Raw genomic sequence first — 15,833 nt, forward strand, 5'->3', positions numbered from 1 at the left:
CTAAGTACATTTTCTTTAGATAAATTACAAACTATTGTTTGATATGAGAAAAAATTTATTTCATGCCGTACTCTTACTCTTTGCTAGTGCAACCTTCGCTTTAGCTCAGAAGATAGACAAAAAAGCATTGCGAGAAGGTGACTATAGTTATAGCCAAGGTGACTATAAAACGGCTTCCGAATACTATGAGCAAATCCTGCCTGCCGCGGCCAGTAATGCCGAAATTCAGTACAGAGCTGGGGTTTGTTATTTGGAAATGGGCTACGAAAAAAAGGCCATTACACACTTGGAAAAAGCAGGCCAACTAAAGCCCGACGTACATCAAGACTATTTGTACATGATGGCTCGCGCCTACCAAATCGCGCACCGCTTCGACGATGCCAAAGCTAAATTTAATGCGTTTATCAAAAGCTCTCAAAACACCGAAGACATTGCCGCAGCCGAAGAACGCATACGCCAATGTGATGTAGGTAAAGAACTGGTAGATAGCCCAGTACGTGCCAAAATTGACAATATCGGGGGCGTAATCAATGGCAAATATTCGGAATACGCGCCAGTAATTGCCGCCGACGAATCGGTAATGATGTTTACTTCTACCCGCGAAGGCTCTACGGGTGGTTTGCTTGCACCAAACGGCGAATTTTACGAAGATATTTACGAAAGCCGTCACGTAAACGGCCAATGGCTTGCCCCTCGCAATATGGGCGAACCCATTAACACCCAATACCATGATGCCTGTATCGCGCTTGCCCCAAATGGCGACGAGCTTTTTATTTATAAAGACAAAGACCAAGATATTTTTGTATCTAAAAAACGCGGCGATGGTTGGAGTAAACCCAAAAACATGGGCAGCAACATCAATACAAAATATAGCGAATTATCTATCTCTATTACCGCCGACGAAAAAACCGTATATTTCAGTAGCAACCGACCTGGTGGCTATGGAGGTTTTGATATTTACATGAGTAAACTGGACAAAGACGGAGACTGGGGACCAGCCGTAAACTTAGGGCCACTCATTAACACAGGGCGCGATGAAGATGCCCCATTCATTTCTTCGGACGGGCAAGTTTTGTACTTCAGTTCGCGCGGCCACGAAACAATGGGCGGTTATGATATTTTCATTTCTTTCTTTGAAGAAAACAAATGGAGCGAACCTGTAAACATTGGCTACCCAATTAACACAGCACAAGACGATATTTACTTTGTACTTTCTGCCGACGGAAAACACGGCTACTACGCTTCGGGCAAAGAAGGCGGCAGAGGCGGCAAAGATATTTATATCATTACCATGCCTAAAGCTGTGGACGAAGAGGCTGTAACCACCAAAGCCACTGATGAGGCAACAGCCGATCAGCAAATGAAGGTTGAAAAACAAAAAACCGAAAATTTGGCCGCAGGCAAAACCAAAAGTGCTGTAACCATTTTGCAAGGAAAAGTATTTGACGAAATTACACTCAAGCCCGTCAAAGCCATGTTTACACTCGTAGATAATGCCACTGGCGAGGTACTTTCCGAACAAAATTCTGATTCGCTGACAGGTAGTTATTTGGTTACACTTCCTTCTGGCAAAAACTACGGGATTGCCGTTTCCAAAGACGATTATTTATTCCATTCCGAAAACTTTGATTTGCCACCAAGCGATGATTATCAAGAAATTAACAAAGATATTGGCTTGAAAAAAATTGCGGTTGGTTCTCGTATTATCCTCAAAAATATCTTTTTTGATACGGATAAAGCCACACTTCGCCCCGAATCCAACACGGAACTTGACCGCCTTTATGATTTGATGGTAGAAGTACCAACACTCAAAATTGAGATTTCGGGACATACGGATAACGTAGGCTCAGCAGCGCACAACCAAAAACTTTCCGAAAATAGAGCTAGTGCTGTAACGGATTATTTGCTTAAGAAAGGCATTGGCGGAGGCCGCATGACATTTCAGGGTTATGGTTTTACGCGACCTATCGCACCTAACGATACCCCCGAAAATCGTCAGTTGAACCGCCGTACAGAATTCGAGATCAAAGAAAATTAAGCATAATACCAACGAAAAACCTCTGTTGTGCAACTGCGTACATCAGAGGTTTTTCGTTACTGTAATGCAAAACACTTCTTTGGATATAAACACAATGAACGCTCTTGCATATTTTAAGAAAAACCTATGCTATTAAAGTCTTACAAACAATTTATTGTCAGTACATTTAGACAACACTATGGTCGCTATGCTTACAATCGTGCCGAGTTTAAACGTACTGTAGTTTCCATACAAGTCATTTTTGTTGCCATTTTAGCTTCTTTTGGTTTTTTCGTGATAGATAGCTGGTTTGGCCTTTGGAATCATGCTATCTTGGATTTAAGTATGATAGTTATGTTTTCGGCAAGCCTTAAACTTTTTAATACGGGACGTTATGGGCTGGGCAAATTCATGGTAGCCTCCTATGGAAGCATTATTGTCTTGGTAAATGGTTCTTCACAAGGTCGCGAAGCAGGCAATCATTTCCTCTTTTTTGCCATTATCAGCGGAATGTTTATGTTATTTTCCGTCCGAAAAGAACGCAACTACCTGCTAGCCAGCCTTTTTATAACACTTTTTTGCCTGTCTTTTTTAGAATTAACTGACTATCATTTTTCTGGTTTCATTCCTTTCAACAATCAATACACGACCACTAATTATTACTTTTCCTTATTGGTATCTCTGTTTATGATTGCAATGTTTAGTTACAGCTATGTCAGCACACACCAATCTGCCGAATACAAACTCGAAAAACTCAATGAACGCTTACGCACACAAAATCTAAAATTACACAAAACAAATATGGAGCTAGACAGCTTCGTGTACAAAGCATCACACGATTTGCGCTCTCCACTTACATCACTTTTGGGCTTAATTGAAGTGATGAAACTCGAACCTGATACGAGCAAACTAAGCGAATACATCGAGCTACAAACCAAAATGATAAAAAAACTGGATTCTTATATTCAGGACATACTCAATATTTCTAAGAACTCGCGCGTTCCTTTGGATATTTCGGCTATCAATTTTGAGGGAATGGTCAATGACACACTCAACCAACTCAAATACGCCCAACATTACGAACTGATCAACAAGCATATTTACGTAAAACAAGAAACCACTTTTTATTCGGACAACAAACGCCTTAGCATTGTATTTAACAACCTGATTTCTAACGCCATACGTTATTGCGATTTAAGCAAACAATTCCCTACACTCAACGTCAGTATAGAAGTAGATTTAAGAGAAGCCCGCATTGAAATATACGACAATGGAATCGGAATTGGTCGCGAACACATCAATAAACTTTTTGCCATGTTCTACCGCGCCACATCTGAGCGAACAGGCTCAGGATTAGGGCTTTATATCGTAAAAGAAACAGTCGAGAAATTAGGGGGGCGCATCAAATTAACTTCAGAATTAGGCAAGTGGACAAAATTTGAAATATTTTTACCCAATCAAGAGCAAAGCAAACGCGCTATTAGCAACTATTAAATAAACCTTCATGACACAACCTTTTTCTATCCAAAAGTGGCTATCCAACACTTGGTCTTTTACCCTCCAACTCAAAGACGCATGGGACGAAGACAATTGTTTTCGGCTGGCGGCGGCACTCTCCTATTACACCATTTTTTCATTAGCCCCCATGATCATCATTGTGATTAGTACGGCTGGTTATTTTTTTGGGAAAGAAGCCGTTGCGGGACAAATTTTTACACAAGCCAAAGACATCATCGGCGAAGAAGGCGCACTCGGCCTTCAAAATATGGTACAAAATGCTTACTTACAACACGATAGCTTTATCACTAAAGTAATTGGCGGTGGGACGCTTATTTTTTCGGCTACGGCCACCTTCACGGTACTGCAAGATTCCCTCAACACCATTTGGGACGTAAAAGCCAAACCTTCCAAAGGTTGGCTTAAGTTTTTGATAAACAGGGTTTTATCATTTGCTTTGGTAATGGCTATCGGATTTTTACTGCTTGTTTCGCTAGTCATTCATACGATACTAATTGCCTTGCAAAGTTTCATCGAACAAATATTAGATAGCTTTTCGGTGTACTTGATTAGTACGGCACAATTTGCCGTTTCGTTTGGTATTATTACGCTCATGTTCGCCATGATGTTCAAGTTCCTACCCGACGTGCGCCTGCGTTGGCGAAACGTATGGCGTGCCTCTATTCTGACAGCCGCGCTGTTCAGCGTAGGGCGTTATCTTATCAGTTTATATCTGGGAAACACCAACTTAGCTTCTACTTACGGGGCGGCGGCTTCGGTCGTGATTATTATTATGTGGGTGAATTATTCGGCACTTATTTTCTTTTTGGGGGCGGAATATATACACGTTTATATGTTGCGCCGTGGCGAAAATATTTGGCCATCCAAGCAAGCCGTACGCATTATCCGCACCGAAGAGCCGCATCAGCCGCACTGATATTCATAATAACAATACATTAAGCCTTATAGATTTTAGAATTTATAAGGCTTAATTATTTACCTCCTACCTACACGAATCCACGAACACAATGGCGCGTAAATCTTCATCGTAATTTTTGCGATAAACCGCCCACTGCTCGCAGTCCACGTGTCCTGCTAACATTTGCAAAAGCGTGCGGCGTTTGAGCCAATCTTCTTCTTTCATAATCAACTTTTTAGCCCTTTGAATGATTAGTTTTTGCGTTTCGGGCGGCATTTGGGCATAATTTGTTTGCGCCAATGTAATTGTTTCTGTATATAAATAATTACTGGCCAAATGTTTATCAAAATACGTTTGCAACAAATTCACCTCATGCAAATCCAGTAAGTATGCAAAAGCTTCTTTTTGTAGCGAGCCATTCGAGTGCAAATTCTTGATGGCTTTCTCACGCATTTGCTTGCGAACGGATTCGGCCACCACCATTTCTGGCACTTTGGCGCGGCGTTCAAAATAAGTACTGGCTTCAAAATGATTGTCTGGATCAAACCAGCGTCCCAAATAAATTTGGTCGGCTTGCGCGTACAAATCGGCAGCATTCAGCGCAAACAAAATGCCTTGGGCTTCTGATGCGCTTTCATTTTTACGCAAGCAGCGCAGCATTTGCGAGACGGCTAAAGCACGCCATTTCGGGGAATTAGCAGCCGCTTCGCGTATTCTTTCGCTGCTCAACGCCTCAAAAAAGGTGGTTTTGGTCGCCATATTTTCCACCAAATAAAAATCGTATTCCGAAGGGGCCGTATAGCTACTCAACGCATTGACAAACAAATCATTGGCATTCTGACCTTTGCCATCTGTAATGCGTTCATTTTTGCGAAGCAAATCCCACGCGATTTGGGTTGCCGCTGGGATTTTGGACAAATCAACCGTTTCGGCGCGGGTGCGGTCTTCGGGCTGCGCGGCCTGCGGATTGTAAGCATATTCCGACAAAAACGGGCTTCCTTTCGGCAACAAATGATACACCGCAACGGCCAAGCCGCTATCCGTTGAAACCAAGAAATGTTGCTGATTGTCAGAGGCTTTAAACGAAATTTTTTGTGCAATGGATTTTAAACTCGTATCCTCAACCATTGTCGAATACGAAACGGGCAGCCTGTATATTTCGAGCAATTCGGGGCGATTGGGGAGCTGCAAACTATACGCAAAATCCTGATAATGACCTTGCACCGTATGCGAACAGCGGCATTGCATACCGATTCGTCCATTCCATTTGGTATTCACGACCGTGTGGTTTACTTTCTGCACTTTGAGTGTGGCGGCTTGCTGGCCTACTTGCACAGGAAAAGCCTTGGCCGCAAGTACCTCTTGTCGCTCCGAGTTGCAACCGCGTTCGCAACCAAATACCACGAACGGCAACCAAAAGTAACGTTTTAGCAAACCCGAAAAAGTCATTTTTTGCATGTAATTTTCTTTATAAGAACAACAAAATCAAACACTTAGCAAGTCATATTTATTTTATCCAATTCGGATAAAAATCTTTTGCCGTGTCATAATCCAACACTGCCACCGAATCCACCCGAAACAAGGCTTTTACATCTGTTAGTTTCTTGGCAATTTCTTTGTAAAGTGGCAAAATATCTTTGTTTGGGGCAATATTGAGAATAAATATCAACTTGATTTGGCATTTTTCAAAATCAATGGGCTGCCGCAAACCAGCCATACAGGTTTGGGTATTACTCCGATTCTGGGCAAGCATGGCCAACGAATGCCAAGCATTTTTATAAAAATTCGTTTTAAGGTCTTCAATTACAGCCTCTACCGAAATATCTTTGGGCATAAATTTGGGGTTGCTGGGGTCATAAAAACGCTTCAATTCTACCAAAAACAAGGTATTACCTTCCACGTAACACAAATCCATTTCCGTAACCGAAAACGCCTTTACGGACTGGTACGCCTGCGCCTCTTCAAACCTAAAGTACTGGCCTTGCGGTAAAACAAAAGTCATTCCGCTTTCTATGATAGTATCCGTCATAAGCCTAATTCTACTTTCATATCTTCCCGAAACATGGCTTGCGCTTCCTGAATAATGCTGTTGTCGGGCAAACCGTTTTTGAGGTCATGTATCTGATAATCAACAAATTTCTTGCCTGCTTCCTTCTCGATAGAAATACAATTAACCGTGCGTTGTTCGCGCCGCGCAATAATGGCCAACTGGCTTATCATAAAATAACTATGCGTGGACAAAAACACCTGCACGCCCTCAATGTTACTAATCGTGTAAAGCATTTCGGCAAATTTGCGCTGCGCCTGCGGATGCAATGCCGTTTCGGGTTCGTCCAGAAACAGCACCGTATTGCGGCTAAGTTCTCGGTTGCGAATGAGCGTTGTCAGAATCCCAATTTTTTTGATGCCTTCGGCGGTAAGCGGCATCGAAAAGGTCGCATTTCCTTTTTTGAACAAAAACGGATTGCGCGTGTCCTGAAGGTTTTGGATAATTTCGCCCTCAAACAAATCTTCTAACATATTGCTCGTGTGCCTGAGCGCAACCACTACTTTTCCTTTTTGGGCGGGAATGCTCAACGAGTCAATAATGTCGGTGTAAGTGTCGTCAAAATCCAAAAAACGGTCGTCGCGACGCGAATCTTTGATGGCTTGCGCGGCTGTAAGTACCTCTTTGGCAGGCAAAAACAAAGCGTTAAATCCTTCTGGCATCGGGTAAATTTCGGAAGAACAATGTCCCAGCATTTCTTTGGCCGAAGCCGAAAAACCATAATGCAAATTGAAACGGTGTTCGCCTGCAAAAGCCATGTTCAGGTCTAAAGCATTTTCTTCGCTTTTGCTGACCAACTCGCCTAAGCCACTGCGACGCGGCATAAAAGTATTGTATAGTTTTTCGCTGATAATTTGCTTGAGATTCACTTCTTTAGCCGTCCGATTGGCACGCACCAACGCTTTGGTATTGGCGTACAGCAACTTAAGCAAACTGGTTTTGCCTGTATCGTTTTTGCCAATAATCACCGTAAGCGGGCTGGGTTGCGCGTACTCGAATCGCTGAAAACCCATAAAATTTTCTACCTTAATATTAACTATCATACAGCAATTGCTTGGTTATCTATGCCCAAAAATACGTTTTTATCAACAAATACTTTTGTTTTTATTACAATGAGCGTTTACTTAATTTCAGGAAGCGAAATAAACTAAAAATACGGTTTGCTATGTAATAATCCTATGCAATAAACCAGCGTTAGTTCGTTTCTTGCTTAATAAATTTATTTTTGGCATACTGCTTGTGCCTTCAAAACAAAGCAATAGTGTGCCACTTTTTTTTATAAATTATAAATACTGACAACCAGACAATTAGCAAAGTTTTGAAACCTTAGGCCCAAAAGCATCGTTAAGGGAAAAGTAATTATGACAGCCCAAACCGACAAAGTGGCAGTTTTGGCGATTCAGAACATTAGGCACGCTATTTTACAACACCCGAAATTCAAGATTATGAGCAAAAGAAATAAAAAAAATTGGTCGAATCTGATGTTAGCAGAAAACATGGACGAGAACAATGGCGTAGATATGATTCCTATTCTTTCAGCAGAAGACGAAGCCAATATCGAAAAAGAGAATTTCCCCGAAATGCTACCGATTTTGCCCGTTAAAAATACGGTATTATTTCCTGGTGTCGTAATTCCGATCACAGTAGGAAGACAAAAATCTATTAAACTTGTAAAAAAAGCCTACAAAGGAGATCGCGTCGTGGGTGTAGTGGCCCAACGCAACAACTCCGAAGAACCAACCATAGACGACCTTTATAAAGTCGGGACGGTAGCCAAAATTTTGAAAATGCTCACCCTCCCAGACGGCAATATTACGATTATCATTCAGGGCAAACGCAAATTTGAACTGGCCGAAATTACGCAGCAAGACCCCTATCTTACCGCGCAAATCAGCTTGCTCAACGACTCGTTTCCCGACCCCAAGAAAAAGGAAATCAAAGCCCTGATTCAGTCGCTGAAGGAAACGGCTACGCGTATCGTGCAGCTCAACCCAGACATTCCGAACGAAGCACTTTTCGCACTCGAAAACATCGAAAGTCCAGCGTTCTTGACGCACTTTTTGTCGTCGAACATCAACGCAGATGTATCTGAAAAACAAATACTTCTGGAAACTACTGACGGAGAAGAACGCGCCAATGCCCTACTTTCGGCACTCATGCGCGATGTACAATTATTGGAACTGAAAAACGAAATTCAGAGCAAAGTAAATTCAGAAATCGACCAGCAGCAACGCGAGTATTTTATCCGCCAACAAATCAAAATGTTGCAGGAAGAACTCGGCCAAGACAGTCCCGAACAAGAAGTTGAGAAACTACGCGCACGCGGATTTGACAAAAAATGGCCTGAAGCCGTTGCCAAAGTTTTTAATAAAGAACTCGACAAGTTAGGCCGTACCAACCCGATGGCTGCCGAATATCCCGTTGCCATCAACTACGTGGAATGGCTCGCCGATTTGCCTTGGAACGAATACAGCAAAGACAATTTCAATTTGCAACGCGCCAAAAAAATATTAGATGCCGACCATTTCGGTTTGGAAAAAGTGAAAGAACGCATCATCGAATATTTGGCTGTGTTGAAGTTGCGCAACAACATGAAAGCTCCGATTTTGTGTTTGTATGGCCCTCCTGGTGTTGGTAAAACTTCGTTGGGGCGTTCTATTGCCAAAGCCTTAGGCCGCCAATATGTGCGTATGTCGTTGGGCGGCGTGCGCGACGAGGCCGAAATTAGAGGTCACCGCCGCACGTATGTAGGCGCAATGCCAGGCAGAGTGGTGCAACATCTGAAAAAATCGGGCACCTCCAACCCCGTTTTTATTTTGGATGAAATAGACAAATTGGCTTCGGACTTTAGAGGCGACCCCGCGTCTGCGCTTTTGGAAGTGCTTGACCCAGAGCAAAATCATACGTTTGCCGACAACTATTTGGAAGTGGATTATGACCTCTCGAAAGTGATGTTCATTGCCACGTCCAACTCACTGGACACCATACACCCAGCCTTGCGCGACCGTATGGAAATAATCGAGGTGTCGGGCTATACGCTGGAAGAAAAAGTACAGATTGCCAAACGCCATTTGATTGCCAAACAAAAAGAAGAAAACGGCATCGACATCAAGGAATTGACCATTGACACGAAAGCCATTGCCAAGATTATCGACGGCTATACGCGCGAGTCGGGTGTTCGGAATCTGGACAGACTCATCGGCAAGGTAATGCGCAAAGTGGCGCGTGCGATTGCGATGGACGAACCATTTAACAAAACCCTCAAAACTGACGACATCGTCAAGTATTTGGGTGCGGAAGTTTTTGAAAAAGAAAGCTACAACGACAACAAAGTTGCGGGTGTGGTAACGGGTTTGGCTTGGACACAAGTCGGCGGCGAAATTCTTTTTATCGAATCGAGCTTGAACAAAGGACGCGGCAAACTGACGCTTTCGGGACAATTGGGCGACGTGATGAAAGAATCCGCGATAACGGCTCTCTCCTACCTGAAAGCGCATTGCGACAGCCTAAACATTGATTACAAGCTGTTTGATAGCTACGACGTGCATTTGCACATTCCTGCGGGAGCTGTGCCCAAAGATGGCCCGTCGGCTGGTATCACGATGTTTACGTCGTTGGCTTCGCTTTTCACGCAACGCAAAGTGCGCGGACAGTTGGCCATGACGGGCGAAATCACGTTGAGCGGACGCGTGTTGCCTGTGGGCGGTATCAAAGAAAAAGTGTTGGCCGCCAAACGCGCAGGCATCGCCGAAATCATTATGAGCAACAAAAACCGCAAAGATGTGGAGGAAATCGGCGACGATTACATCAAAGGCCTGAAGTTTCATTATGTGGAACGTGTGTCGGAGGTGTTGGACATCGCGCTTTTGCAAGAGAAAGTAAAAGATGCGATTGAGCTTGTAGCCGTTGCGACGGAAAAAGAAAAAAGCCACTAAGCACCTGGTTTTTAGATAAATAAAAATCCCCGTTATCGGCGTACAAAGCAGATGACGGGGATTTTTTTATTAGAGTAAAATTCCACCCAAACAAATTACAAACGCCTGATAGACAAAATACTTACTGCCAAAATAAACCCACCGATAAGGCAAAAGAAAAAGCCCAAGCCGCTATCGTGGCGCAACCAACCATCAAACAATTCACGAGGAGGCGGGCTGGACGTAGCCGACTCCTTTTGCCAATAAAATGGCTTAATCCAAAACGGAGCAGCATTCCAAACACTGAGCGTATCGCCAACTTTTGCACCTATGTTTTCGGAAAAAACAAGCGTATCGGTTGTATTGTCGAACGGCACAACCCAAAGCACCTGACGAGTGTAGTTTCGTATTTTTTCCGTGCCTGTCCTGACCACTTTTACTTCTGTTTTGCTCTGCACGGCATTCCAAAAGCTCGCCAAACCTTGCAAGCCTATTCCAAACAAAAATAAACCAAGTGCTGCCGTGAAAACAAAAATACCTTTGGTAGATCGACGCTTTCTTTTCATAGAATAAAAACCTTGTTTGGCTAAAAGTACGCAAGCTCTCGGACAATAAAAAAACGTGACCACCCTAATGAGTAGCCACGCTTTTTATTATTTGATACAAGAAAACTACATTTATTCTTTTACGAACTGCGTGCGTTGCACTGCATCTTTCGAAACCACTGTAGCCACATACATACCTGCTGGCAAATCGGCTACATTCAATGTATTTTCTCCTTGATTTACAGCGGTTTGTATCATTTGTTTACCTTCTACCGAATAAATATTCAACACACCTTTTTCGATAGCCGAAACCGTAATGTTGCGTTGGCTTGGGCTTGGATACAAAGCCAATGCCTTATAAGAAGGCATATTATTTTTAATGCCTACTACTCCAAAATTACCATAGATTTGAGAAACTTCAGCCGCAGTAATGGCACGATTATACACCAATACTTCATCTATATTTCCTCTGAAATAGTGATTATCAATGCCATTTCCGCCAATATATATTTTTCGGTTATTATAAACCAAATTGCCAGTAGATGCTAATGAGTTATCTAAAACCCCATTGATATACAGTTTTCCTCCACTTGTTTGGTCATAAACCGCAGCAATATGTACCCAAGTACCAGCCTGAATAGAAGTATTACTTGTCAGAACAACATCATTTACAGTGGTATTGCTAAAGATAAATTGAACTTTACCTGAAGGTAGTGCCCCAACCCAAAAAGAGTTATAAGGTGTATTTTCACCATGACGCACATTAAAGATGGTAGGATATGCGTTAGGACTTTCAGAGGCCATTACTTTTATCCAGCCCGCAGTCGACATAGAAGTATTAGGCGGCAAGTTATTAGCTGATGTCAAATATGAAGAAGCATTAAAATAGGCAGCAGAACTATCCACACCACTCACGCCAGCGGCAGGTGTAGCACCTGTATTATTAAAATGAAAACCATTGCCTGTGCTATCGCCCCAGTTTGAACCATAACCATAATCTGCCAGACTCAAATAAGTGGCAAGGTCTGTGGTAGGAATCGTAGGACGTATTGCCACTCTTCCATATTTTTTGCAACTATCAGCATTGGTAACAGTATATTTATAAATAGCACCTTTTTTTAGGCTCGTCAATTGTGCCAATTTCAATGTATCGCCAGCAGTTTGGGTGTGAAATACAGCATTTGAACCTTTCGAGAATTTGAATTTAACAGGTGTTGTCTGGCTGCTTAAAACTAAGGCTTCTTTTCCAGCAAAGCCTTTATTGGCTAATTTCACGGTAATAGGACATTCATTATAAAGTTTGGCTACTTCCACGGCTGTCAAAGCTCTGCTATATACAAAAAGCTCGTCCATTCTTCCAACAAAGGAGTTTCCGCCAGCACCAACAACATTACCCACTACAAATTCAGGATTACCAACATTATACTTCAAAGCTCCCGTACCGTCAGTTCTTATTCCTTCTGATGTACCATTCACATATATAGTAGCGGTGTGCGAAGCAGAGTCATAAGTAGCAGCCACATGATACCATGTATTAGCACTTAAAGCAGTAATACTAGTAAGTGTAACATTCACACCGCCTGTATTATTATAAGAAAAAACAACTTTCTGGTTACTTTTCTGAACTGCAAGCAAATAAGAATTATAAGGAGAAGAAGTAGCATTATACCTAACTCCTGCAACAGTATGATAAGTAGAAGCTGTATTGAAATTGGGTATATAAACCCATGTCGCTAAGGAAACAGACCCTTTACGAAAAGAGGCACTTGGACTAAACTGAGAATTTAGATAAGAGCTAGTGCCTCCACCCAAAGCAACTGCCGAATTAGCAGTACCATTACGGTCTGCAATAGGCGTTACCCAAGCAGTCGAAGATACTTCCAAGTTAGACCCTACAGTTGCCGCACCTAAATTATTAGGATTCTCAAATTTATAATAACCTGTTAATCCAGTAGTTGAATACGTTTGAGCCATCATAGACACCGATAACAAGAGCGCAGAAATAAGTAAACTTAGTTTTTTCATTGTACAAGAAGATTATGTTTATAGAATAATTTCCTGCAAATCTCTGCATACACAACTCGTTAATCTATAAAGCCTTGAGCAAAACATATTATCAGTTTACCAAACCCTCATTTGAATTTACAAACCCTAAAATACAATAAAACATACCTAATATATAACAAAAAAGCAATTCCACTTAAGCGCATAACTTAAATGGAATTGCTTAACCAAAATTTAATCAATCGAACTAATTACTCTTTTACAAATTGCGTGCGTTGCACTGCACCTTCCGAGACCACTGTAGCCACATACATACCTGCTGGCAAAGCAGCTACATTCAATGTATTTTCGCCTTCATTTACAGACGTTTGCAACATTTGTTTGCCTTCAGCGGAATAGATAGTCAAAGCACCTTTAGCAGTAGCAGAAACCGTAATGTTGCGTTGGCTTGGATTCGGATACAAAGTCAATGCTTTGAACAATGATTTTTCTGCTTTTACAGACGTAGGAACAGCATTATAAAGTGAGGCTACTTCGGCAGCCGACAAACCTACTTTATATATATACAAATCATCTATCGCAAACCCAATATAATTGCCACTAAAAGCACTACGTCCGATTCTAAGTGTTGTATTATTATTGGTATAAGTAGCAGAAGCAGAAGGTTGTGCAACGTTATCATAATACATTGTCGTAGTTCCTCCGTTATGTGTAACAACCACGTGATGCCAAAGTGTGTCATAATTCAATGCTTTACTTGTAACAGGTGTCGAACCTTTATAATTAGCAATTAAATTATTGTCTATTACAATAGAAAATGAATTTTCTGCATCAGAATAGCCAAACAATGTATGTGTTATAGGAGATTTTCTTTTGAACCAAAGAGAAATACTTCTATCGGCATTGCCTTGCGGCATACCAACCACAGACGAACCTGCCACAACATGTGCAGTAGTAGCTAAATAATGCGCATGATCAGCATTGCCTGCTCGGTCAGATACAGCCTTCGGCGTTGCTTCTAATGTACTGCCATTTATGCCTACCAATGAGCCATTATTAAATTTGAAATGTTCCACTAATGTACTTTCAACCGATGAATTAATGACAGCGGTAATTTCAGTAGCCGATAATGCTCTATTATAAGTGAATAGCTCATCGATACGGCCAGTATAGTTACAGTTGCCTACTGCATCAACTTTTCCTACTTCAAATAATTCTCTACTGTATTGCAAATTACCAGTTCCAGAAGTACCTGTGGCTTCTAATACACCATTGACGTATATTTTAGCGGTATGTGTACCAGCATCGTAAGTAGCTGCCAAATGATACCACGTGTTAGGGGAAAGAACAGTAGTCGATGTTACTGTATTATCCGCCGACCCTACATTAGAATAACTAAATATCGCCTTTTTACTACCTTTTGGTATCATCAAAGCATAAGCGTTGTACGGAGAAGCAAATTGCAGGTGTCGAACACCAGCCACGTAACTCCAATCAGACATTTGCGCGAAGTTTGGCACATAGACCCATGCGGCAACAGAAACAGAGCCAGTACGAAAAGACTCACTGGCCGAATACAAACGTGAATCCATTGACATGGATACAGCCTTATTGGCCGTACCAAAACGATTATTAGCGGGTGTAATATACGTGATAGAACTCATGGTCAGCTGAGCTCCAGCAGTGGCCACACCCAAGTTGCCCGTATCTTCAAACTTATAATAGCCCGTAAGACCATCAGTAGGATGCTGTGCCATAACCGAAAACGATAGGGACAATGCAGAAATGAGTAAATTTAATTTTTTCATACTTTGTTAATTTTAGTTAGCGTTAAATTTGTAACAATACAGAATCAAGAAAACATTATTTTGTCATATATTTTACTTGATTGTTTTTACATACAACTATAACAAAGGTGGTAAAGAATATTACTAACCAACATACAATCACACAAAACCCCATTTTCAATTAACAAAATAGTATTTTCAATTAACCAAACATATATTCAAAAGCTACCAAAACTATGTTTTTATACAACCAAATAGCATTTTGAATTAACCAAATGCCATTTTTACCTAATAAAAATAATCCTATTTAACGAAAGCCTATTTTCAATTAACAAAAAAGGGATTTGATTACTCAAACCCCTTTCAATAAATCCATAACAAAACGCATACTACGGTGTAGAAATACTCACAGGTATTACTTTTCCATTCTGGAATTGATGCCCAAATTCGGCGAACCAAGCCAAATATTCGGCTATTTTCTGGCTACTCATATCAGCCTCATAATCAGGAAAAGCCTTAGAAAGCATATCCGTCTGTACAGCTCCCAAACACAAGCAATTCACGGCAATATTTCGGGTTTTGAACTCTTCGGCCATACATTCGGACACGTTGGCCAAAGCCGCTTTACTGGCACTGTACGCCGCCAAGCCTGCAAACTTGCTACTCCCCTGAAACCCGCCCATACTGCCAATATTCACCACGTGCGAAGCCTGCGCATTTTGCCCCAGCAGCGGCAACAAAGTACGCACCATGCGCACAGCTCCCAACACATTTATTTCATAGAGCGAAAGCCAATCTTCGTCAGTGAGTTGCTCAAAAGGTTTGTTAATCAGGTTGCCCGCATTATTGATCAGTACATCTACACCCGCTTTTTGAGTAGCTTCGGAAAGTTGCTCAAAAAAAGTAGTATAATTCCCCGCACGCATATCGAAAACAAAAGTTTCGATGTTCGCATGTGCGGCTTGGGCTTTTAGTTGTTGGAGTTTGTCGGCACTGCGGGCTATCGCCCAAATGCGGTGGTTCGGGTTTTGACTAAGGCGCAAGGCCGTATCGAAGCCGATACCAGCACTTGCGCCTGTGATAACAATATTCATCAGCAAATC

Annotated in this window: 11 protein-coding genes; 4 read left to right on the plus strand and 7 right to left on the minus strand. The window is 41.9% G+C overall.

All coding sequences use genetic code 11. The features are described 5' to 3' along the window. Nucleotides 1–43 precede the first annotated feature (43 nt). The 3 genes from BM090_RS04925 to BM090_RS04935 all read left to right on the plus strand — a co-directional run bounded on the left by BM090_RS04925 (nucleotide 44) and on the right by BM090_RS04935 (nucleotide 4,451). Nucleotides 44–2,038: an OmpA family protein gene (locus BM090_RS04925; RefSeq protein WP_091508451.1), complete on the plus strand. Its 1,995-nt coding sequence runs from the start codon at nucleotides 44–46 to the stop codon at nucleotides 2,036–2,038. Between the two features lie 126 nt (nucleotides 2,039–2,164). Further along, nucleotides 2,165–3,511 (plus strand): sensor histidine kinase, encoded by a 1,347-nt coding sequence (locus BM090_RS04930; RefSeq protein ID WP_091508453.1) that lies wholly within the window; start codon nucleotides 2,165–2,167, stop codon nucleotides 3,509–3,511. A gap of 10 nt (nucleotides 3,512–3,521) precedes the next feature. Further along, on the plus strand, nucleotides 3,522–4,451 hold the full coding sequence (locus BM090_RS04935; protein WP_091508456.1) for a YihY/virulence factor BrkB family protein: 930 nt from the start codon (nucleotides 3,522–3,524) through the stop codon (nucleotides 4,449–4,451). A gap of 66 nt (nucleotides 4,452–4,517) precedes the next feature. Here BM090_RS04935 and BM090_RS04940 read toward each other — a convergent pair whose 3' ends face one another. Genes BM090_RS04940 through BM090_RS04950 form a run of 3 tightly spaced genes read right to left on the minus strand, consistent with a single transcriptional unit; the run spans nucleotide 4,518 to nucleotide 7,523 of the window. Then, entirely contained in the window at nucleotides 4,518–5,891 is a 1,374-nt protein-coding gene (locus BM090_RS04940) for a hypothetical protein (RefSeq protein WP_091508460.1), read from the minus strand. A gap of 49 nt (nucleotides 5,892–5,940) precedes the next feature. Beyond that, nucleotides 5,941–6,462 (minus strand): hypothetical protein, encoded by a 522-nt coding sequence (locus BM090_RS04945; protein WP_091508465.1) that lies wholly within the window; start codon nucleotides 6,460–6,462, stop codon nucleotides 5,941–5,943. After that, nucleotides 6,459–7,523: an AAA family ATPase gene (locus BM090_RS04950; protein ID WP_091508468.1), complete on the minus strand. Its 1,065-nt coding sequence runs from the start codon at nucleotides 7,521–7,523 to the stop codon at nucleotides 6,459–6,461. The genes BM090_RS04945 and BM090_RS04950 overlap by 4 nt, the downstream gene beginning before the upstream one ends. A 402-nt stretch (nucleotides 7,524–7,925) precedes the next feature. On the opposite strand from BM090_RS04950, the gene lon reads away from it, so the two are divergent. Beyond that, a complete protein-coding gene (gene lon, locus BM090_RS04955) occupies nucleotides 7,926–10,415 on the plus strand; it encodes an endopeptidase La (protein WP_245756689.1) in 2,490 nt (829 codons plus the stop codon). 95 nt (nucleotides 10,416–10,510) lie between these two features. Here the strand turns inward: lon and BM090_RS04960 are convergent, their stop codons facing one another. From BM090_RS04960 to BM090_RS04975, 4 genes are all read right to left on the minus strand, one after another. Beyond that, nucleotides 10,511–10,960, minus strand: coding sequence for a hypothetical protein (locus BM090_RS04960; protein ID WP_091508470.1), 450 nt, complete (start codon nucleotides 10,958–10,960; stop codon nucleotides 10,511–10,513). A 111-nt stretch (nucleotides 10,961–11,071) separates the two neighbouring features. Further along, complete coding sequence (locus BM090_RS04965) at nucleotides 11,072–12,964, minus strand: LamG-like jellyroll fold domain-containing protein (protein ID WP_091508473.1); 1,893 nt, start codon at nucleotides 12,962–12,964, stop codon at nucleotides 11,072–11,074. Nucleotides 12,965–13,194: 230 nt separating this feature from the next. Next, nucleotides 13,195–14,751 carry a LamG-like jellyroll fold domain-containing protein gene (locus BM090_RS04970; RefSeq protein WP_091508476.1) on the minus strand — a complete coding sequence of 519 codons (1,557 nt, stop codon included), beginning with the start codon at nucleotides 14,749–14,751 and terminating at the stop codon, nucleotides 13,195–13,197. A 368-nt stretch (nucleotides 14,752–15,119) separates the two neighbouring features. Then, nucleotides 15,120–15,824, minus strand: coding sequence for an SDR family NAD(P)-dependent oxidoreductase (locus BM090_RS04975; RefSeq protein WP_091508477.1), 705 nt, complete (start codon nucleotides 15,822–15,824; stop codon nucleotides 15,120–15,122). Nucleotides 15,825–15,833: the final 9 nt, after the last annotated feature.

It is taken from the genome of Flexibacter flexilis DSM 6793, from assembly GCF_900112255.1.
Taxonomy (GTDB): domain Bacteria; phylum Bacteroidota; class Bacteroidia; order Cytophagales; family Flexibacteraceae; genus Flexibacter; species Flexibacter flexilis.

What these genes read in the sequence shown, in the direction of transcription:
- BM090_RS04975 (WP_091508477.1), bottom strand. Translation starts at nt 15,824, where the DNA reads ATGAATATTGTTATCACAGGCGCAAGTGCTGGTATCGGCTTCGATACG.
- BM090_RS04940 (WP_091508460.1), bottom strand. Translation starts at nt 5,891, where the DNA reads ATGCAAAAAATGACTTTTTCGGGTTTGCTAAAACGTTACTTTTGGTTG.
- BM090_RS04935 (WP_091508456.1), top strand. Translation starts at nt 3,522, where the DNA reads ATGACACAACCTTTTTCTATCCAAAAGTGGCTATCCAACACTTGGTCT.
- BM090_RS04945 (WP_091508465.1), bottom strand. Translation starts at nt 6,462, where the DNA reads ATGACGGATACTATCATAGAAAGCGGAATGACTTTTGTTTTACCGCAA.
- BM090_RS04925 (WP_091508451.1), top strand. Translation starts at nt 44, where the DNA reads ATGAGAAAAAATTTATTTCATGCCGTACTCTTACTCTTTGCTAGTGCA.
- BM090_RS04930 (WP_091508453.1), top strand. Translation starts at nt 2,165, where the DNA reads ATGCTATTAAAGTCTTACAAACAATTTATTGTCAGTACATTTAGACAA.
- BM090_RS04950 (WP_091508468.1), bottom strand. Translation starts at nt 7,523, where the DNA reads ATGATAGTTAATATTAAGGTAGAAAATTTTATGGGTTTTCAGCGATTC.
- BM090_RS04960 (WP_091508470.1), bottom strand. Translation starts at nt 10,960, where the DNA reads ATGAAAAGAAAGCGTCGATCTACCAAAGGTATTTTTGTTTTCACGGCA.
- BM090_RS04970 (WP_091508476.1), bottom strand. Translation starts at nt 14,751, where the DNA reads ATGAAAAAATTAAATTTACTCATTTCTGCATTGTCCCTATCGTTTTCG.
- BM090_RS04965 (WP_091508473.1), bottom strand. Translation starts at nt 12,964, where the DNA reads ATGAAAAAACTAAGTTTACTTATTTCTGCGCTCTTGTTATCGGTGTCT.
- lon (WP_245756689.1), top strand. Translation starts at nt 7,926, where the DNA reads ATGAGCAAAAGAAATAAAAAAAATTGGTCGAATCTGATGTTAGCAGAA.